Source organism: Streptomyces sp. SA15 (assembly GCF_002291145.1).
GTDB lineage: Bacteria > Actinomycetota > Actinomycetes > Streptomycetales > Streptomycetaceae > Streptomyces.
The window spans coordinates 1-20,019 of the sequence record NZ_NTGE01000026.1; the positions used below are offsets into that span (position 1 = coordinate 1).

19 protein-coding genes are annotated in these 20,019 nt (G+C 71.1%); all 19 read right to left on the reverse strand.

Annotation, left to right across the window (positions count from 1 at the left end; translation table 11 throughout):
- A partial coding sequence (locus CLM62_RS04265; RefSeq protein WP_257003664.1) for a GTPase-associated protein 1-related protein occupies positions 1-1,096 on the reverse strand: 1,096 nt, incomplete at its 3' end.
- Positions 1,097-1,214: 118 nt separating this feature from the next.
- Positions 1,215-1,964, reverse strand: a complete 750-nt coding sequence (locus CLM62_RS04270) for a sirohydrochlorin chelatase (RefSeq protein ID WP_095748516.1) — start codon at positions 1,962-1,964, stop codon at positions 1,215-1,217.
- A gap of 6 nt (positions 1,965-1,970) precedes the next feature.
- Positions 1,971-2,882, reverse strand: a complete 912-nt coding sequence (locus CLM62_RS04275) for an ABC transporter permease (RefSeq protein ID WP_095748517.1) — start codon at positions 2,880-2,882, stop codon at positions 1,971-1,973.
- Positions 2,869-3,681 (reverse strand): ABC transporter ATP-binding protein, encoded by an 813-nt coding sequence (locus tag CLM62_RS04280; RefSeq protein WP_095748518.1) that lies wholly within the window; start codon positions 3,679-3,681, stop codon positions 2,869-2,871. The genes CLM62_RS04275 and CLM62_RS04280 overlap by 14 nt, the downstream gene beginning before the upstream one ends.
- Positions 3,682-3,694: 13 nt before the next feature.
- Positions 3,695-4,804 (reverse strand): aliphatic sulfonate ABC transporter substrate-binding protein, encoded by a 1,110-nt coding sequence (locus CLM62_RS04285; RefSeq protein ID WP_095748519.1) that lies wholly within the window; start codon positions 4,802-4,804, stop codon positions 3,695-3,697.
- Between the two features lie 223 nt (positions 4,805-5,027).
- Complete coding sequence (locus CLM62_RS04295; protein ID WP_095748520.1) at positions 5,028-6,362, reverse strand: sulfate adenylyltransferase subunit 1; 1,335 nt, start codon at positions 6,360-6,362, stop codon at positions 5,028-5,030.
- A 2-nt stretch (positions 6,363-6,364) separates the two neighbouring features.
- Positions 6,365-7,303 carry a sulfate adenylyltransferase subunit CysD gene (gene cysD, locus CLM62_RS04300; RefSeq protein WP_095748521.1) on the reverse strand — a complete coding sequence of 313 codons (939 nt, stop codon included), beginning with the start codon at positions 7,301-7,303 and terminating at the stop codon, positions 6,365-6,367.
- On the reverse strand, positions 7,300-7,836 hold the full coding sequence (gene cysC, locus CLM62_RS04305) for an adenylyl-sulfate kinase (RefSeq protein WP_373559105.1): 537 nt from the start codon (positions 7,834-7,836) through the stop codon (positions 7,300-7,302). The genes cysD and cysC overlap by 4 nt, the downstream gene beginning before the upstream one ends.
- Positions 7,837-7,865: 29 nt before the next feature.
- Positions 7,866-8,576 (reverse strand): phosphoadenylyl-sulfate reductase, encoded by a 711-nt coding sequence (locus CLM62_RS04310; protein ID WP_095748523.1) that lies wholly within the window; start codon positions 8,574-8,576, stop codon positions 7,866-7,868.
- A complete protein-coding gene (locus CLM62_RS04315) occupies positions 8,573-8,761 on the reverse strand; it encodes a hypothetical protein (RefSeq protein WP_095748524.1) in 189 nt (62 codons plus the stop codon). Before CLM62_RS04315 ends, CLM62_RS04310 begins: the two co-directional genes overlap by 4 nt.
- The gene (locus tag CLM62_RS04320; RefSeq protein WP_095748525.1) at positions 8,758-10,455 is read right to left on the reverse strand and encodes a nitrite/sulfite reductase; all 1,698 of its coding nucleotides are present in this window, start codon (positions 10,453-10,455) and stop codon (positions 8,758-8,760) included. Before CLM62_RS04320 ends, CLM62_RS04315 begins: the two co-directional genes overlap by 4 nt.
- A gap of 155 nt (positions 10,456-10,610) precedes the next feature.
- Positions 10,611-10,694: a putative leader peptide gene (locus tag CLM62_RS52910; protein ID WP_309486338.1), complete on the reverse strand. Its 84-nt coding sequence runs from the start codon at positions 10,692-10,694 to the stop codon at positions 10,611-10,613.
- A 127-nt stretch (positions 10,695-10,821) separates the two neighbouring features.
- Positions 10,822-11,394, reverse strand: coding sequence for a GNAT family N-acetyltransferase (locus CLM62_RS04325; protein ID WP_095748526.1), 573 nt, complete (start codon positions 11,392-11,394; stop codon positions 10,822-10,824).
- A gap of 17 nt (positions 11,395-11,411) precedes the next feature.
- Entirely contained in the window at positions 11,412-12,689 is a 1,278-nt protein-coding gene (locus CLM62_RS04330) for a hypothetical protein (protein ID WP_095748527.1), read from the reverse strand.
- 423 nt (positions 12,690-13,112) lie between these two features.
- Positions 13,113-14,747 carry an acyl-CoA dehydrogenase family protein gene (locus tag CLM62_RS04335; protein WP_095748581.1) on the reverse strand — a complete coding sequence of 545 codons (1,635 nt, stop codon included), beginning with the start codon at positions 14,745-14,747 and terminating at the stop codon, positions 13,113-13,115.
- An 87-nt stretch (positions 14,748-14,834) separates the two neighbouring features.
- The gene (sbnA, locus tag CLM62_RS04340; RefSeq protein ID WP_095748528.1) at positions 14,835-15,809 is read right to left on the reverse strand and encodes a 2,3-diaminopropionate biosynthesis protein SbnA; all 975 of its coding nucleotides are present in this window, start codon (positions 15,807-15,809) and stop codon (positions 14,835-14,837) included.
- A gap of 37 nt (positions 15,810-15,846) precedes the next feature.
- Complete coding sequence (sbnB, locus tag CLM62_RS04345) at positions 15,847-16,878, reverse strand: 2,3-diaminopropionate biosynthesis protein SbnB (protein WP_095748529.1); 1,032 nt, start codon at positions 16,876-16,878, stop codon at positions 15,847-15,849.
- Positions 16,875-17,870, reverse strand: a complete 996-nt coding sequence (locus CLM62_RS04350) for a TauD/TfdA family dioxygenase (protein WP_095748530.1) — start codon at positions 17,868-17,870, stop codon at positions 16,875-16,877. The genes sbnB and CLM62_RS04350 overlap by 4 nt, the downstream gene beginning before the upstream one ends.
- 31 nt (positions 17,871-17,901) lie before the next feature.
- Positions 17,902-20,007 carry a non-ribosomal peptide synthetase gene (locus tag CLM62_RS04355; RefSeq protein WP_095748531.1) on the reverse strand — a complete coding sequence of 702 codons (2,106 nt, stop codon included), beginning with the start codon at positions 20,005-20,007 and terminating at the stop codon, positions 17,902-17,904.
- Positions 20,008-20,019 lie beyond the last annotated feature (12 nt).

Sequence of the window (20,019 nt, forward strand, 5' to 3'; positions counted from 1 at the left end):
CGGGCGGAGGGGGAGGAGGGGCAGCGGGGCTATCGACGGCCGCAGCCGACGGGGCCCGCGCCACCGAGCCCGGGTACGGGACGGCACCGTGATGCCGTACGCCCGCGACACCCTCCGCACACAACCCCTCCACCAGCGCGCCCAGCGTCGCATCGGGCAGTGTGCCGGCGTGGTCGGCCGCCCAGCGTGCGGCGACCGCGCGGGCGTCGGTGCGCAGGGCGATGCCCGAGGTGAGGGCGGCCACGGCGAGAGGGCCGAGGTCCTCGGCGTCGCGGAACAGCTCCGGCCGCCCGGCACACCAGATCCGGGCGCACACCTCGGCCCAGGCGTCGGTGACCGGCTCGGACGGCGGGCTGCCGGTGCAGTCGTGCACCCGGAAGCGGTGGTCGTGGGCGACCGACTCCGACGACGGCAGCGCGCCGATGATCCGCTGGCGGGCCTGCTGAGGGCGCCGCGTGTACGTGGTGAAGGTCAGCCGGTGCGCCTGTTCGCGGGGCAGCACCGTGCAGGCGAGCGCGATCCACTGGGCCACGTCGGCACTGTCGTGCTCCACGATCACGAGCCGGCCGGCGTCCGGGTCCGTCGCGAGCGCCCGCAGATCGGCGAAGAAGGCCGCGAGCCGGTCGGCCCGGGACGCCGCGAACGCGACCAGCCCCTCCTTGCGGAACAGGCCGGACGGTTCGAAGCGGTCGACCGGCTCGGGCCGGCCGCCCGGGGGAGTGGCGTCGGCCCAACGCGGCGACTCCCACGCGGTGATGGGCAGCGCGCCGTCCGGGAGCCGCGTCCCGGGCGGTAGATGGACGGCGTGCGCGTGGAAGTTGCCCCAGCGCCCGCTGTGGTCGGCTCCGGTGTACACGCTGCGGCTCAGCAGCCGCCCTCCGTCGGTGAGTTCGCTGAAACTGAGGGCCGTGGGGAAGCTCTTGAGCTGTTCGGCGTCGGGCCGGGTCGGGAAGTCGCGCGGCGGCTCGTACCCGATTAGCTGTTCCGCCTCCCGCAGCAGCCCCTGCGGAACGCCCGCGCTGACCGCGGTGAACCGGAAGCCCGACCCCTCGGGCCCGGGCGGAGCCGAGGTGTAGTGCAGCTGGGCGAGGGTCACTTGACTCGTCCGCTCTCTCCGACCGATTCCTCGAGGGACCATCCCAGCAGATCTCCGGCCGGGAGGAGGCGACTTCCACGGAATCCGAGCAGGTCGGACCGGTCAGGAAGACCGCACGTCAGGCGCTGGCCGCGGCCGCCAGCGGCATCCGCGCCGCGTCGTACCGCTCCAGCAGCACCCGCGCCACCTCCGTCGCCGGACCGAGCACCTCGGCCAGCACGTCCGCCTCGGCGGCGCCCCGCGCGATGCGGTCGGGAAGAAAGCCCGGCGCGAGGACGTACGGCGCGACCGCGACCTTCGCACAGCCAAGGGCCCGAAGCTCCCGTACCGCGTCCTGAGTGCGGGGAAGAGATGCGGAGGCGAACGCAGGCCGCACGGCGCACCAACCGGTGTGCCGCCACTCCCGCGCGATTTCAGCGATCACTGCGATCGCCTCCGGGTCGGTGGACCCCGCCGAGGCCAGCACGACCCCGGTCGAGGACTTGTCGGCGGGCGTCAACCCCGCCTCGTACAACCGCCGCTCGAGAGCGGTCAGCAGCAGCGGCGACGGGCCGAGCACCTCCGCCTGCCGGATCCGCAGCCGCGGCGGCGCGTCCCGCAGAACGGCGGGGATGTCCGCCTTCGCGTGGAAGGCGCGCGTCAGCAACAGCGGCAGAGCTACGACGTCCCGCACACCCTCCGCCGCCAGGGACTCCAGCACGCCCTGCACGGAAGGGACGTTGAAGTCCAGGAAGCCGGTCTCCACCCGCACGCCCGGCCGCAGCGACCGTACGCGACGCACCAGGGCGTGCACGGTCGCGGCATGCCGCGGATCACGGCTGCCGTGGGCGACCACCACGAGGACGGGACGAACCGGCTTCCGATACATGGGACTTCAGCTCTTCACCAGCAGACCGCGGCTGCGCAGCACCCACCGCTCCAGCGGGCTGAAGATCAGCAGGTCGATGGCGATACCGACGAACAGGATGAGCAGGATGGCCTCGAACACCATGGCCATGTCGCTGGCGTTGCGGCCGTTCTCCAGCAGCTGCCCGAGGCCCACGCCGAGGTCGGGGAAGGACGCGATGATCTCGGCCGCCATCAGCGACCGCCAGGAGAACGCCCAGCCCTGCTTCAGACCGGCCACATAACCGGGCAGCGCGGCCGGCAGCGTGATGAACCAGGTGCCCTTCAGACCCGTCGCACCCATCGTGCGGCCCGCCCGCAGGAACAGCGGCGACACCTGGTCGACGCCGGACACCAGACCGTTGGCGATGGACGGCACGGCGCCGAGCAGGATCACCGCGTACATCATCGAGTTGTTCAGGCCCAGCCAGAGCACGGCCGGCGGCACCCAGGCCACCGACGGCAGCGACTGCAGGCCGGACAGGATCGGGCCGATGGCCGCGCGCACGAACTTCACCCGGGCCACCAGCAGACCCAGCGGGGTGCCGATGACCAGCGCGAACAGGAAGCCCAGCAGACCGCGCGAGACGCTGGTCCAGATGTAGCCGAGCAGCTCGCCCTGCAGCCACGCCTGGTGCACGACGTTCCACACGTCGCCCGGTGAGGCCATCTTGGTCGGATCGTCGACGACGTGGTAGGTGATCTGCCAGCCCACGAGGACCACGGCGATCGCGATGATCGGCGGCAGGATCTTGTTGACGAAGGTCTGCCGGAAGGGCGTACGGCCGGTGACCGAGACCTCCAGGGCGTCCAGACCCGCCTCCAGGCCGTCCAGCCCGTAATTCCCCTGGGCGTTGCCCCGGGCCTTGGCCTCGGCGGTCTTCGGCTCAGTGCTGGCCATGGCGGCGGATCTCCCCACGCAGTACTTCGGTGATCTCGATGGACAGCTCCGCGACGGGGGCGTCCTCGATGCGGCGCGGCTGCGCAATGTCCACGGTCCACTCGCGCGCGATCCGGCCCGGCCGGGAGGACAGCAGGACGACCCGCTGCGCGAGCCGTACCGCCTCGCGCACGTTGTGCGTGACGAAGAGGACGGAGACCCCGGTCTCCGCCCAGATCCGGGTGATCTCGTCGTGCAGCACATCCCGCGTGATGGCGTCCAGCGCCGCGAACGGCTCGTCCATCAGCAGCAGCTTGGACTCCTGCGCGAGCGCCCGGGCCAGCGCGACACGCTGGCGCATACCGCCCGACAGCTCGTGCACCCGCTTGCCGTACGCGCCCTTCAGCCGGACGAGCTCGAGCAGCTCCTCGGCCTGGTCGCGCCGCAAGTTCTTCGGAACTCCCCGCAGGCGCAGGGCGAGTTCGATGTTCTTGCCCGCGGTCAGCCACGGGAAGAGGGCGTGCTCCTGGAACATCAGCGCCGGACGCCCGTCCGTCGTGATGCCACCCGCGCTGGGCTCGTCGAGCCCCGCCACCAGGTTCAGCAGCGTGGACTTGCCGCAGCCCGAGGCCCCCAGGAGGGTGACGAACTCGCCGGGCGCGACATCGAGGGTGATGTCGTCCAGCACGAGCTGCTGCCCGGCGGGGCCCGCGAACGACTTCGAGACGTGCTCGATGCGGGCGGCGTACTCGGCCGTCTCGGTACCGTCGGCGGCCTTGGCGAGGGTCGTGGCCATGGTCGTCACCTCCTGGGGACTCATCGGGGTCGTTCGATCAGCTGACGCCGAGACCGGCGTCGTCGACCGGGCTTGCGCCCTCGGCCTTGAGGACCTTGTTGAGCAGCGTGAGGTCGTAGATGCCCTTCAGGTCGGGCTTCTCCAGCAGGCCGGCCTTGACCGCGTGCTCCGCCTCGGTGTTGAGGGTGGAGGCCAGTGGATCGTCGGTGAACTGGATCGACTTCCATGCCGGGTCCAGGACGTCCGCCGGCAGGGCCTTGCCCGACTCGAGCTCCAACTGCCTGTTCGCCGACGCCTTCGCCTCGTCCGGGTGGGCGTTGATCCACTTGTTCGTCTCGACGGAGGCCTTCAGCACGGCCTCGACGGCCTTCGGGTGCTCCTTGAGGAAGCCCTGCCGCACGATGATGTTCGTGATCACGAACTTCTTGTCCGGCCACAGCGTCGCCTCGTCCAGCAGCACCTTGCCGCCCTCGGCGACCAGCTTCGACGCGGTCGGTTCCGGCACCCAGGCACCGTCGACGGAACCGGCCTTGAAGGCGTCCGGAGTGACCTTGTTGTCACTGCGGACGACCGTGACATCGCCCTTGCCGCTCTGCGCGTCGACCTTCCAGCCCTGGTCCGCGATCCAGTTGAGGAACGCCACGTCCTGCGTGTTGCCCAGCTGCGGGGTGGCGATCTTCTTGCCCTTGACGTCCTTCAGGGACTTGATCTTTTCAGGGTTGACCACGAGCTTCACCCCGCCGGACGCCGAACCGCCGATGATGCGCAGGTTCTTGCCGTCCGACTTGGTGTAACCGTTGATCGCCGGGGAGGGGCCGATCCAGCCGATGTCGAGGGAACCGGAGTTGAGCGCCTCGATCTCGGAGGGGCCGGCGTTGAAGATCGCGGGGTCGACCTTGGTGGCCCCCAGCTCCTTCTGGAAGAAGCCCTTCTGCATTCCGACCAGCGCGGTCGCGTGGGTCAGGTTGCCGAAGTAGCCGATCTTGACGGAGTCGAGACCGTCGATCTTCTTCGCCCCGGCGGCGACCTTGGCGGCGCCGTCGTCCTTGGCCTGGGAGCCGTAGCCGCAGGCGGCGAGGGCGAGCAGAGGGAGCGTGGCGACGGCGATTATCCCGCGGCGCAGGAGGGCGGATCGGTTGGCAGGCACGGGAGGTGTTCCTCTCGTTGGCCCGGCGGTCACGGTCTCTCAGGTCGTGGCCGGGAACTCGGCAGGTTTTCGTCTACGGCGGTGGGGGGTGCGGGCGCGCGAGCGGTGCGCGTACGTCAGCGCACACATCGCGCCACCCCGCCCTGCCCGCTGCCGAGAGCACCGCTGCCGACGCGGCCGCCCTCCTTCGCGAAGGTGGAGTAGTAGTCGGTGGAGTTCATGCTCAGAAGTCCCACCCGTCGTCCTCGGCCGCGTCCTTGACGGGCTCCGGAGAGGCGAACGACTCGCCGACCATGCCGGCGGTGAGCGTGGTGCCGTCGTTCGGGTCGATCAGGATGAACGAACCGGTGCGCCGGGAGTCGGCGTAGGAGTCGACCGGCAGTGGCTCGGCGGTACGGATCTTCACCCGGCCGATGTCGTTGGCGACGAGCTGCCCCGGGTGCGGGTGCAGGGACAGGTCGGCGAGCGTGAGCCGGGACGGGATGTCCTTCACGATCGCCTTGACCGTGCGGGTGCCGTGCTTGAGCAGCACCCGGTGGCCGACGGTCAGCGGCGCGTCGGCCACGTGGCAGACGGTCGCCTCGATGTCCTGGGTGGTCGGCGGCGCGTCCTTGCTGGGCACGATCAGGTCGCCGCGCGAGATGTCGATGTCGTCCTGAAGCAGGAGGGTGACCGACTGCGTGGTCCAGGCGACGTCGACCGGCTTGCCGAGGAGGTCGATGCCGGAGATCTTCGTCGACCGGCCGGACGGCAGGACCGTGATCTGCTCGCCGACGTGGAAGGAACCCGCCGCGATCTGGCCCGCGTACCCGCGGTAGTCCGGGTGCTCGGCGGTCTGCGGCCGGATCACGTACTGCACGGGAAGGCGGGCGTGGCAGTGGCTCAGGTCGTGGGCGACCGGGACCGTCTCCAGGTGCTCAAGGACGGTCGGACCGCCGTACCAGTCCATGTTCGCGGACGGCTCCACGACGTTGTCGCCGGCCAGCGCCGAGATCGGGATCGCGGTGACCTCCGGGACGCCCAGCTCGAGCGCGTACGCCGTGAACTCCTCGGCGATCGCGGCGAACACGGACTCCTGGTAGTCGACCAGGTCCATCTTGTTCACGGCGAGGACCACGTGCGGCACCCGCAGCAGCGCGGCGAGGGCGGCGTGCCGGCGGGTCTGCTCGACGACGCCGTTGCGGGCGTCGATCAGGATCACCGTCAGCTCGGCGGTGGAGGCACCGGTGACCATGTTGCGGGTGTACTGCACATGGCCGGGGGTGTCGGCGAGGATGAACCGCCTGCGCGGGGTCGCGAAGTAGCGGTAGGCGACATCGATCGTGATGCCCTGCTCCCGCTCGGCCCGCAGACCGTCCGTAAGGAGTGCGAGGTCGGGACCTTCCTGACCGCGGCTCGCGGAGGCGCGTTCGACGGCCTCCAGCTGGTCGGTGAGGATCGACTTGGAGTCGTGCAGCAGGCGTCCGACGAGCGTGGACTTGCCGTCGTCGACGGAGCCGGCGGTGGCGAACCGCAGCAGGGTGGTGGCCGAGAGTTCCTCGGTCGTGAGCGTGCTCATGTCTAGAAGTACCCCTCGCGCTTGCGGTCTTCCATCGCGGCCTCGGAGAGCTTGTCGTCGGCGCGCGTCGCGCCCCGCTCGGTCAGCCGGGAGGCGGCGATCTCCGTGATCACGGCCTCCAGCGTGGTGGCGTCGGAGTCGACCGCACCTGTGCAGGACATGTCGCCGACCGTGCGGTAGCGGACGAGCCGCTTCTCGACGGTCTCGCCGTCCTTCGGCCCGCCCCACTCACCGGCGGTCAGCCACATGCCGGCCCGCTGGAACACCTCGCGCTCATGGGCGAAGTAGATCTCCGGCAGCTCGATGCCCTCTCGGGCGATGTACTGCCAGACGTCCAGTTCGGTCCAGTTGGACAGCGGGAAGACGCGGACGTGCTCGCCGGGCGCGTGCCGGCCGTTGTACAGGTTCCACAGCTCGGGCCGCTGACGACGGGGGTCCCACTGCGAGAACTCGTCCCGCAGCGAGAACACCCGCTCCTTGGCGCGGGCCTTCTCCTCGTCCCGCCGTCCGCCGCCGAACACAGCGTCGAACTTCTCGCTCTGGATCTTCTCGGTGAGCGGCAGCGTCTGCAGCGGGTTACGAGTCCCGTCGGGCCGTTCGCGCAGCACACCGCGGTCGATGTAGTCCTGTACCGAGGCCACATGGAGGCGCAGCCCGTGCTTCTCGACCGTGCGGTCGCGGTACTCGAGGACCTCGGGGAAGTTGTGCCCGGTGTCCACGTGCAGCAGCGAGAAGGGGATCGGCGCGGGGGCGAAGGCCTTCAGCGCCAGGTGCAGCATGACGATGGAGTCCTTGCCGCCGGAGAAGAGAATCACCGGCCGCTCGAACTCACCCGCCACCTCGCGGAAGATGTGCACGGCCTCGGACTCCAGCGCGTCGAGGTGCGAGAGGGCGTACGGAGAATCCGTGCCCTCCTCGACAGTGGCAACGGTCGTCGTCATGCCAGTCCCCTTTCGGTGAGCAGCGAGTGGACCGCCGCGGCGGACTCCTGCACGGTCTGGTGCTGCGACTCGATCCGCAGGTCGGGCGACTCGGGCTCCTCGTACGGGTCGTCGACCCCGGTCAGCCCGGACAGTTCGCCCGCGGCCTGCTTGGCGTACAGCCCCTTCACATCGCGTACGGAGCACACCTCGACGGGAGTCGCCACGTGCACCTCCACGTAGGCGGCCCCGCTCTCCTGGTGGCGCTTGCGGACGGCCTCGCGGCTGTCCGCGTAGGGCGCGATCACCGGGACGAGCGCCTTGACGCCGTTGCGGGCGAGCAGTTCGGCGACGAAGCCGATGCGCTGCACGTTGGTGTGCCGGTCCTCGCGGCTGAAGCCGAGGCCCGCCGAGATGAACTCGCGGATCTCGTCGCCGTCGAGCACCTCGACGAGGTGGCCCTCCGCACGGAGCCGGCCGGCCAGCTCGTGCGCGATGGTGGTCTTGCCGGCACTCGGCAGACCCGTGAGCCAGATGGTGGCTCCGGTCGTCACGTGTGTCTCCTGACGTGTCTCGGGGATCGTCATCCGTGCAGCCCGCACTCGGTCTTGGCCCGGCCGGCCCAGCGGCCGGCGCGCGCGTCCTCGCCCTCCAGGACGCGGCGGGTGCAGGGGGCGCAGCCGACGGAGGCGTAACCGTCCATCAGCAGCGGGTTGGTCAGTACGCCGTGTTCGGCGACGTACGCGTCCACGTCGTCCTGGGTCCAGCGGGCGATCGGGGAGATCTTGACCTTCTGCCGCTTGTCGTCCCAGCCGACGACCGGGGTGTTCGCCCGGGTCGGGGACTCGTCGCGGCGCAGACCGGTCGCCCAGGCCAGGTAGTTCTTCAGACCCCGCTCCAGAGGCTCCACCTTGCGCATGGCGCAGCACAGGTCGGGGTCGCGGTCGTGCAGCTTGGGGCCGTACTCCGCGTCCTGCTCGGCGACCGTCTGGCGCGGGGTGAGCGTGATGACGTTGACGTGCATCACGGCCTCGACCGCGTCCCGGGTGCCGATGGTTTCCGGGAAGTGGTAGCCGGTGTCGAGGAAGACGACGTCGACGCCCTTCAGCACGCGGGACGCCAGGTGGGCGACGACCGCGTCCTCCATCGAGGAGGTCACGCAGAACTGCTTGCCGAAGGTGTCGACCGCCCACTGGAGGATCTCCAGCGCGGTGGCGTCCTCCAGGTCGCGGCCCGCCTGTTCGGCGAGCGCCTTGAGATCCGCCGTCGTGCGCTCTTCCTGAGCCGTGGTCATATCTGATCTCCCCCTGCCTCGGTGGGTCGAAGTCCGCGGGCGAGCAGCCCGAGGAACTTCAACTGGAATGCGCGGTTGCACGCCGCGCATTCCCACGCGCCGTGGCCGCCTTCCAGGGCTTCGCTCGGACGGAGGTCCTCGTCACCGCAGTAGGGGCAGTAGAAGGGGGCGGCCCGCTCACTCACGACAACGCCTCCTCGGAAGCCCGCGCGGCCCAGGTCGCGAACCGCTCGCCGTCCTCGCGCTCGGCCTGGAACCGCTTCAGGACCCGCTCGACGTAGTCGGGCAGTTCCTCCGCCGTCACCTTCAGACCGCGCACCTTGCGGCCGAAGCCGGCCTCCAGGCCGAGCGCGCCGCCCAGGTGCACCTGGTAGCCCTCGACCTGGTTGCCGTCGTCGTCGAGGACCAGCTGGCCCTTGAGACCGATGTCCGCCACCTGGATACGCGCACAGGCGTTCGGGCAGCCGTTGAGGTTGATGGTGATCGGCTCGTCGAAGTCCGGGATACGGCGCTCCAGCTCGTCGATCAGGGAGGCGCCGCGCGCCTTGGTCTCGACGATGGCCAGCTTGCAGTACTCGATGCCGGTGCAGGCCATCGTGCCGCGCCGGAACGGGGAGGGCTTGGCAGTCAGGTCGAGCGCCTCCAGCGCCTCGACCAGCGACTGGACCTGCGCCTCCTCGACGTCGAGCACGATCATCTTCTGCTCGACGGTGGTACGGACCCGGCCCGAGCCGTGCGCCTCGGCGAGCTCCGCGATCTTCGTGAGAGTGGCGCCGTCGACGCGGCCGACGCGGGGGGCGAAACCGACGTAGAAGCGGCCGTCCTTCTGCCGGTGCACGCCGACGTGGTCGCGCCAGCGCTCCACGGGCTGGGCCGGGGCCGGGCCGTCGACCAGCTTGCGCTTGAGGTACTCGTCCTCCAGGACCTGCCGGAACTTCTCCGAGCCCCAGTCGGCGACCAGGAACTTCAGGCGGGCGCGGGTGCGCAGCCGCCGGTAGCCGTAGTCGCGGAAGATCGAGATGACGCCCTCGTAGACGTCCGGGACCTCGTCCAGCGGCACCCAGGCGCCGAGCCGGACGCCGATCTTCGGGTTGGTGGACAGGCCGCCGCCGACCCACAGGTCGAAGCCGGGGCCGTGCTCGGGGTGGTTCACGCCGACGAAGGCGATGTCGTTGATCTCGTGCGCCACGTCGAGGAGCGGCGAGCCGGAGATCGCGGACTTGAACTTGCGGGGCAGGTTCGAGAAGGCCTTGTTGCCGATGATCCGGCGCTGGATCGCCTCGATGGCCGGGGTGCCGTCGATGATCTCGTCCGCGGCGATCCCGGCGACGGGCGAGCCGAGGACGACGCGGGGCGTGTCACCGCAGGCCTCGGTGGTGGACAGGCCGACCGCCTCGAGCCGGTTCCAGATCTCGGGCACGTCCTCGATCCGGATCCAGTGGTACTGCACGTTCTGCCGGTCGGTGATGTCGGCGGTGCCGCGCGCGAACTCCTGCGAGATCTCGCCGATCACACGCAGCTGCCGCGTGGTGAGCCGGCCGCCGTCGATGCGGACCCGCAGCATGAAGTACTCGTCGTCCAGCTCCTCCGGCTCCAGGATCGCGGTCTTGCCGCCGTCGATCCCGGGCTTGCGCTGGGTGTACAGACCCCACCAGCGCATCCGGCCGCGCAGGTCGTTCGGGTCGATGGAGTCGAAGCCGCGCTTGGAGTAGATCGTCTCAATGCGTGTCCGCACATTGAGACCGTCGTCGTCCTTCTTGAACTGCTCGTTGCCGTTCAGCGGGGTGAAGTGCCCCGCGGCCCACTGGCCTTCACCGCGGTGACGGCTCACCTTGCGGCGGGGAGTCGCGGCGGCAGGCTTCTGCGGGTTGGCGGCCATGGTTGATACGTCCTTCGGGACAGGCGGGAAAGCGGCTCTGACCTGCGCATACGGGCGCATGGGCAATAAGGGCGCGTCTTTGCGCAGGATGAGAGGGGGAGTCAGGAATTGTCGGGCAGGGCTGGGCCCGTGGCCGGAGGCCACTATGGGCAGGGTCAGCTTGCCGGACAGATGGCGCTGGACATGCGGCCGAGGTCGACGTGCCGCCGACTCACCAAGGCAATTCCAGTTCCAGACATGACGGAAGCGTGTCACGGCGATCTGGACACAGTCCAGCTTTGTCCGCCATGTGGACACACTGGTCCCAAGAAGTGAGACAGGGGTGTTGTCGGTCACACCCCGCGGTCGCCGCCGTATCCGCGCAGGTCAGGCGGGATACGCCCCAGGCCAGGGTCCCGGCGCGGTGACCTGCGGCTCCTCCTCGACCTTGGTGTCGAAGAGCTTGAAGCCACGGCGCAGATAGTTGTCCATCGCGTGCTCGCCGTCCAGGCTGCATGTATGCAGCCACACCCGCTTGGTCGGCGTCCGGCTCGGCCAGCGGTCCGCGAGGTCCCAGGCACGGGCGGCGCCGTACGACAGCAGGTGCCCGCCGATCCGCCGCCCGCGGAAGGCCGGGATCAGCCCGAAGTAGACGACCTCCACGACCCCGTCGTCCTGCGGGTCCAGCTCCACGTACCCCGCGGGCGTCCCCCGGTCGTAGGCCACCCACGTCTCCACGCCGGGCCGGTCCAGGTGCTCCTGCCACCGCACGTAAGTCCAGCCCAGCCGGTCGATCCAGTTGATGTCCCCGCCGACGGACGCGTACAGGAAGCGGCTGAACTCGGGCGAGGGCACCTCGGAGCGGACGATCCGCACGTCCCCCTCCGGCGTGGCGGCCGGCAGGAGGTCGGTCGGGGCGGTCTGCTCCAGGGACCAGGTGGTCACGGGGATGTTGGCCATGGTGGTCAGGGAATCATCTATCCCAGTGATCTGTCGATCGAGGCCAGCGGCAGCGCGAACAGCATCTGTCCCGACTGGGACCAGACCTCGCCGGTCGCCTCCCAGTAGGAGAGGGACTCGGTCCCAGCGCTCCAGCAGCGGTTCGTCTCGTCGGTGCCGCACTCGGTGGCCCGCCCGCCGTCCCCGTCCGGCCGCCACAGCGTGCCCCGCCCGTCCGGTTCGCCGGCGGCCCGGCTCACGTACCACTCGGAGTCGTACGACAGCACGCCCCCGCTGCCCGCCGCCTTCGTCTCGTACGCCTCGACGGCCCTCGCCTGCCCGGTCGCGTCCGTGGCCAGCAGTCCGGCACGGTCCGGGGCCGAGCTGAGGGAGTAGCGCCACAGGCGGGCGGCCCGGTCGCCGTCCTCGGGCGTCCGCTCGCTAGCGACCAGGCTGTCCGGTGCCGTGCTGCGGTCGAGGGCGATGCTCGCGGGGCGTACGGCGGCATCACTGCCGGCCAGCCGGTACGAGCCGACGGCGGGCAGCACGTACCGGGAGCCGTGCGCCGACCAGCCGCCGCGCACCCGGCCGACCGCGGAGCTGTCGACGGTGGCGCGCTGGATCCGGTTCATGTCGTAGACGTACAGCACGTCGCCGTCGCCGTCGTCCGTGGTGACCAGCAGTTTGTCCTGATACCAGACCATGCCGGAGAGCTGGGAGTCGAGCGCCCGGTAGTCGCGGCCGCCGTCCACCGGCACGGCGAGGAGCACCCAGCTGTAGTCGAGGCGGTCCGGGTCGTTCGCGTCGACGAAGGCGACTCGGGCCAGGCCGCGGCCGGTCGTGTCCGTGTCCTGGGTCCAGCCGGAGAGGATCACACGGTTCTCGCCCCAGACGCCGTCGTCGTCGGCGTCCCCGGAGGTGGTGACCGCGCCGGGCCGCCAGGAGCGGGTGTCGGCCGCGTCCCAACAGTAGGCGCGCGTGGCGGCGGGCTCGACGGGCAGCGCCTCCCGCTCGGCGGTCGTGCAGCCGGACGCGTCACGCAGGGTGCGGTCGGCGCCGGCGAGGACCGCGCCGACCCCGACAGGCCTGCCCATCGAGGAGGCGAGCCGGTCCAGCGTGCGCTGCGGCACCTGGTGCTCCGTCAGCCGCAGCGCGTCGGTGTCGGCGAGGGACTTCAGTTTCCCGGGGGCGTCCACCGTGGCCTGGGAGGCGCTGATCATGGTGGCGGCGGCGGTCAGCGCGAGGGCGGTCCCGGCCAGGAAGGCGCGCAGCGCTTGGCCCCGCTTGCGCCGACGGTGTCTGCCGCGATGTCTCATTGCACCTCCCGAGGCGGGCCAACTGCGCCTGGTGATCCGTACGTTGACCGAGAAGCAGGTGGGGTGGCCCGTACAGGGATGCTACGGCAGTCGGGCGCCGCCGGGGACGAAGACCTTGCAATTATGCGGAAGATGCACCCCGAGATTCCTCAAATCGCCCCAATCCGCCACTCCGCCCCAGACGGAGGCACACAGTCGGAGGCACACAGCCGCCGGAGGCACACAGCCGAAGGGGCCCAGCCGGAGGGGCACAGTCCGCCCACAGACACCGTCAAGTTGCAACCCCCTGCAACCCTGGTGGACCGCCCCGCCGTGTTTGAAACTTGAGCGACGCCGCCGCGCGCGGCGTCCGCGGCTCGAACGGGCCTCAGGCGGGGGTGGTGCCGTGTCGGCGCAGCACCACCTCCGCCGCGCGGGTGCGGGTCAGGCCACCGGCCGGGCCCGCTCCACCACCGAGGCCAGGTCCAGGCTGTGCGGCAGCGTCCCGAAGGCCGCGCCCCCGTCGCCGCCCAGGCGCGCGGCGCAGAACGCGTCGGCGACCTCCGGCGGGGCGTACCGCACGAGCAGCGACCCCTGGAGCACCAGCGCCAGCCGCTCGGCCAGCCGCCGGGCCCGGCCCTCGATGCCCTCAAGGTCGGCGAGTTCGGTCAGCAGGTCCTTGATCGCCCCGTCGAGACGGTGGTCGGCACCGCGTGCCTTGCCGACCTCCTGGAGATAGGCGTTCAAAGCCTGCGGTTCGCGTTGCAGCCCGCGCAGCACGTCGAGGGCCTGGACGTTGCCGGCACCCTCCCAGATCGAGTTCAGCGGCGACTCGCGCACCAGCCGGGGCAGCCCGGACTCCTCGACGTACCCGTTGCCGCCCAGGCACTCGGCGGCCTCGACCGCCACCGGCGCACACCGCTTGGTCACCCAGTACTTGGCGGCCGGTACGGCGATCCGCAGCAGCGCCCGCTCCTGCTCGCCGTCGTCGTCGTAGGCCGCGGCGAGGCGGAGCGCGAGCGTGGTCGCCGCCTCCGATTCGAGGGCCAGATCGGCCAGTACGTTGCGCATCAGCGGCTTGTCGACCAGCTTGCCGCCGAACACCTCGCGGTAGGCGCAGTGGTGGATCGCCTGCGCGACGGCCTGCCGCATCAGCCCCGCCGAACCGAGCACACAGTCGAGCCGGGTCGCCGCCACCATCTCGATGATGGTGCGCACCCCGCGCCCCTCCTCACCGACCCGGCGGGCCCAGGTCCCGTCGAACTCGACCTCGCTGGAGGCGTTCGACCGGTTGCCCAGCTTGTCCTTGAGCCGCTGGATCATGAAGACATTACGGGTGCCGTCCTCCAGCACGCGCGGCACCAGGAAGCAGGTCAGTCCTTCCGGAGCCTGGGCGAGGACCAGGAACCCGTCCGACATCGGCGCCGAGCAGAACCACTTGTGCCCGGTCAGCGCGTACGTCCCGTCCTCGGCGAGCGGCGTGGCGGCCGTCGTGTTGGCGCGTACGTCGCTGCCGCCCTGCTTCTCCGTCATGCCCATCCCGAACAGCGCCCCCGCCTTGAGGTGCGCGGGCCGCAGCTCACGGTCGTACACCGTGGACGTCAGACGGGGCTCCCACTCGGCGGCGAGCCCGGGGTCGGTGCGCAGGGCGGGCACCGCCGCGTGGGTCATCGACAGGGGGCAGCAGTTGCCCGCGTCGACCTGCGTCCACACCAGGAACCCGGCCGCCCGCCGCACATGGCCGCCGGGCCGCGCCCAGGCCGCGGTCAGGCCCGCCGAGACGCCCTTGCCGAGCAGCCGGTGCCAGGCGGGATGGAAGTCGACCTCGTCGATCCGGTGGCCGTACCGGTCGTGCGTGCGCAGTTCCGGCGGATGCTCGTTCGCCTGCGCCCCCCACTCCTGCACCTGCGCGGAGCCCGAGGTCCGGCCGAGCGCCGCGAGCTCGTCGCGCGCCCCGTCGAGCAGCTCCGGATCGAGGTGCCGCTCCACCGCCGCCGTCAGAGCACGGTCGGCGGTGAACACGTCGTACCCGACCAGCGGCGGAGGCTGATTGGTCACGCTCTGGGTGCTGCCTGCCATGTGTGTGAACCTACCCAACGCGGCGGAGGTCACCACCATGACACGGCAGCCATCCCTGGGGCCTGTCCGTCTGACAGGCCCCAGCCCTCAGGCCAGCCCCGCCAGGGCCGCCGGCGCCTCCGGTTCGGTGATGTCGGCCGGCCAGCCCTCGCGGTACACCGTGTCGAGGTAGCGCTCGCCGAGGTCCGGGGCGATCGCCACCGCCGTGAGGTGCCGTCGACGGGAGTGCCGGGCCAGCCACTGATCCGCCCCGCTGACCACGGTTCCGGTGGAGCCGCCGAACAGGAAGCCCCGCCCCGCCAGCCGGCGGCAGACGCGGATGGCGTCCGGCTCTTCGACGCGGACCACGTCGTCCACGTACGACTCGTCGAGCAGCGGCGGCGGCACGCTCGTGCCCAGGCCGGGGATCATCCGGCGGCCCGGTGCCCCGCCGAAGCTGACCGAGCCGACGCTGTCGACGGCGATCACCCGCACCCGGCGCCGCCACTGCCAGAACCAGCGGGCGCAGCCCATCAGGGTCCCGGTCGTGCCGGCCCCGACGAACAGGACGTCCAGGTCCGGGAAGCGGCGCGCGATGGCGGGCGCGGTCGTGCGGTAGTGCGCCCGCCAGTTGCCGGCGTTCGTGTACTGGTTGAGCCACACGTACCGCTCGTCGGCGGCGCACAGCGCGCTCACGTACGCCAGCCGGGCGCCCAGGAACCCCCCGTGCGCGTCCGGCTCGCCGATGACGTGGACGTGGCTGCCGAGCGCCTCCATCAGCCGGATCGTCGGCAGATTGCAGCGCGCGTCGGTCACGCACAGGAACCGGTGCCCCCGGCTCGCCGCGATCACGCTCAGCGCCACGCCCAGATTCCCGGACGAGGACTCGATCAGCACCGAGCCCGGCCGCAGCAGGCCGTCGCGCTCGGCGGCCGCCACCATCTCGGCCGCGGCCTTCAGCTTGATCGACCCGGCGAAGTTGAACCCCTCGCACTTCAGGTACAGCGGCAGCCCCAGCGCGGCCCGCAGGTCGACGTAGAGCTCCTCCTCGTTGAATTCCGCGGGTTCGGAAATGACGGGCACGATGCCCCCCTTATGCGTCCTTGTGCGTCACGGCCGGTCAGCCGTACCGGCGCAGCTCGTGGAAGAACCCGTCCACGACGTGCAGCCCGCCTCGCCGGGCCACCTCGTCGTGGACGAACCTGCCGACCGCGAGGTCGAGCACCCCCAGCCCGAAGGGCGAGAACACCACCGTGCGGTCCGCCGGGGCGGTGACCCGCCCGGTCAGTACGTCGTTCAGGGTGCCGTCGATGAACGCCCGGCTTCCGGTGAGCCGTTCGGCCAGGTGCGGCGAGGTCTCGGCCTTCAGACAGTGCTCGACGTCGTCGACGAAGTTGGCGGACGTGAGCAGAATCCTCGGATCGAGGTCGCGCAGCGACACGTGCAGAACCAGCGGGTGGTGCGCGAACCACGACAGTTCGCGGACGTGCGGCGCGGCGGCGACCGTAGCGAAGACCAGCAGGTCGCAGGAGCGGATGAGGGATTCGGCCGTGGAGTGCACGGTGATACGACCCTTGGCGCCCGACCGTTCCAGATAGCCCCGGAAGCCGGCCGCGCTGTCGGCGGCCAGGTCGTACACGCCCGTCTCCTCGAACTCCCAGCCGGTGGCGGTGAGATGGGTGTGGATGTAGCGGGCGATCAGACCGGTACCGATGAAACCGACCCGCCGCGGCCGGACCCGTCCCGCGCTGAGCCGGTCGGCCGCCAGCGCCGCCGAGGACGCCGTACGGGTGGCGCTGATCACCGAACCCTCCAGACAGGCGTACGGATAGCCGGTGTCGGGGTCGTTGAGGATCAGCACCGCCGACGCCCGCGGCAGCCCCGACCGTGTGTTCTCGGGAAAGCTGGAGATCCACTTCAGGCCGTCCACCCGCAGCGGTCCGCCCAGCGACCCGGGCAGCGCGATGATCCGGGAGGACGGGCGGTCCGGGAAGCGCAGGAAATACGACGGCGGGTTCACCGAGTCACCGGCACCGTGCAGCCGGTACACGGCCTCGACGAGGTCGGCGATCTCCGACTCCCGTCCCTGAAGGGCCTGTTGCACCTGCTCGCCGGAGATCACGGCGAACGGCGGGGCTCCGACAGTGCTCATGCGGCCCTCACCCCGCACTCGGACAGCCGCACCGGGTCGCCCAGCGCCGCCAGCACCTCGCGCGGGCCGTCGAAGGGCTCCCTGCCGTGCGCGGTACGGACGTTGTCGACGAGCAGCAGATCGCCGGAGCGCCACGGTTCCCGCACGGTGTGGGCCTCGTACACCTCGTTGATCGCGCGGACGACGTCCGCGCCGATCGGATCGCCGTTCCCGAAACGGGTGTTGAAGGGCAGCCCGTCGGGTCCGAACACGTCCACCAGGTACTCGCGGACCTCGGGTTCCATCGTCCACTCGTTGAGGAAGGCGATCTGGTTGAACCAGCAACGGCGGCCGCTCGCCGGATGGCGGACCACGGCACCGCGGTGCTGCCACGTGCGCAGCGAGCCGTCCGGCTGCCAGGCGAAGTCGATGGCATGCGTCCGGCAGTAGCGCTCGACGGCATCGCGGTCGTCGGTGCCGAACGCCTCGGCGACCGACGCCCCGATCTCGTCGTTGTACGTCCGTGTCAGCAGCCAGCCCTCCCGCTCGAACCGCCCGGCCAGTGCGGCGGGCAGCGCGTCGAGCACGGCCGACGCGTCGGCCAGTCCGGTCGAGCCGCCCGAGGCGGGCGCCTCCAGGCAGGCGAACAGCAGCAGGCCGGGGAACTCCAGCGCGTAACTCAGCTCGTGGTGTGCGCACATCTGCTGGTTCGCCGGCCACTTGGAGGAGGAGTACACGCCGTCCGCGTAACGGCGCCGGGGCGCGAACGGCTCCCGGTCGGGCATCAGACGGTCGGCAAGCCGCCGGAAGACGGCCTCCGTCGAGGCGGGGTCACTCAGGCCGAGCCCGCGGACCAGGACCGCGCCGTGCCCGGCGACGACGGCCCGCAGCGCGGCACGGTGCCCGGCCACCCAGCCCGCGGGGTCGCCACCGGCATCGGCATGAAGGAGGGGAGGACGGCCCGGGGCCAGATCGACATCCGGGAGCAGAGTCGGAGACGAGGACGACGACATCTCGGTGTTCCTTTCAGCGGTACGGTCGAACTCAGCCGTGGTGCGGTCGAGCCGTGTCGAGCAGCCCCGCCAGGTCCGCGAGGACCGGACGGTGGGTGACGTCCTGGAGGGTGATCGCCCGGTCCAGGGCGATCGCCAGCTTCACGGCGGCCAGCGAGGTGCCGCCGCGGTCGAAGAAGTGGTCGAGGCGGCCGATCCGGTCCGCGGGGATGCCGAGCACCTCGGCCCAGGCGTCCGCCATCCGCCGCTCGCCCGGCGTGGCGGGAGCGTCCTTGCCCGCGTCGAGTTCCTCGGCGAGCGCGGTGAGGGTCCTGCGGTCGGTCTTGCCGTTGGCGGTCAGCGGCATCGACTGACGCCAGTGCACGACCGAGGGGATCATGTAGGCGGGCAGCGACGCGCCGAGCCGCTCCCGGACCCCGTCCGCGCCGACCGGCTCGGGGCCGGTGCAGAACGCCACCAACTGTGCGCCCCGGACGACGACCACCGCGCCGTCCCGGACGCCGGGGACCCGCAGCAGCGCGTTCTCGATCTCGCCGATCTCGATCCGGAAGCCCCGGATCTTCACCTGGCTGTCCCGCCGGCCGAGGAACTCCAGCTTCCCGTCGGGCAGCCAGCGCCCGTGGTCCCCGCTGCGGTACAGCCGCTCGCCGGGCCGGTACGGGTCCTCGGCGAAGGCCGCCGCGGTCCGCTCGGGATCGCCCACGTACCCGCGCCCGACACAGACCCCGGAGAACACGATCTCGCCGGGCGCCCCCAGCGGCACGGGCACCAGCCGCTCGTCGACGACGTACACCCGCACGTTGGCGATCGGCCGCCCGAGCGGCACCCGTTCCCCGTCCGGCACCCGGTCCATCACCTCGTGGTTGGTGTCGTCGCAGGTCTCCGTCAGCCCGTACGCGTTGACCAGCGGGATCCCGGGCCGGGCGGTGAACCAGCGCTGTACCAGCTCCTTCTTCACCGCCTCCCCGGTCACGGACACACAGCGCAGATCCGGCAGCTCACGCGGCTGCCGGGCCAGCTCGGCCAGTACGGCTTCGAGATACGACGGCACGACCTGGAGCACGTTGACCCGGCCCCGCTCCACCGTGTCCACGAACCGGGCCACGTCCAGCACGGTCTCCTGCTCCACCAGCAGGGTCCGCCCGCCGACCAGCGGTGCCGCCAGCAGCTGCCACAGGGAGATGTCGAAGGACTGCGGCGCGGTCTGCGCGACCACGTCCCCGGCGCCGATCCCGAGGTCGTCCAGCTTGGCGAGCACATGGTTGAGGAAGCCGGCGTGTTCGCACATCGCGCCCTTGGGCTCGCCGGTGGAGCCGGAGGTGAAGTAGATGTAGGCGAGTTGGTCCGCCGAGACGGGGACGCCGAGATTGGCGTCCGGATGTCCCTCGGCGTAGGCCGCGTCCACGAACAGGGCCGTCCGGCTCGTTGCCGGCGACCGTAGCGCGGCGGCACTGCCGCGCTCGGTCAGGATCAGCTCGCAGCCCGCCCGGTCCAGCGTCGCCGCGATGCGCCCGACCGGAAAGTGCGGCTCGACCGGCAGATACACCCCGCCCGCCTTGAGCACGGCCAGCACGGCCGCCATCCAGTCCAGGTTCCGCTCCATCACCACGGCGACGACACCCTCAGGGCGCAGCCCGCGTGCCAGCAGGGCCCGCCCCAACCGGTTGGCCCGGGCGTTGAGCTCGCCGTACGTCCACTGCCGCTCACCCTGTACGGCGGCCACGGCATCCGGATCGGCCGCCGCCCGCCCCTCGAACAACTCGTGGACCCGGCGGTCGGGCAGTTCGCGATGCGGACCGGCCAACCCGTCTATCTGGAACCGTAGTTCGGCCTCGGACACCAGACTCCGTCGCTCCGGGTCGGCGAGGGCGGTCAGGTGATAGCCCGCGATGCGGGCGGCGGCCTCGGCGTCCAGGACGTCGGTGCGGTACCGCAGCCGCAGCGTGCGGCCGGTGACGCTCACATGCAGCCCGGTGTTGTCCTCGGCGGACATGTCCTCGCCGGACAGCGCGGCGAGGACCTTGCTGTGGGCAGCCGACAGGGCGGCGGGCCCCGCCCCCGTACCCTCCGGCAGCGGCACTTCGTACTCCGCCACACCCGGTACCGGATGCAGCGTCCAGCGCGGAATGGTCTCCATGACTGTGTTCCC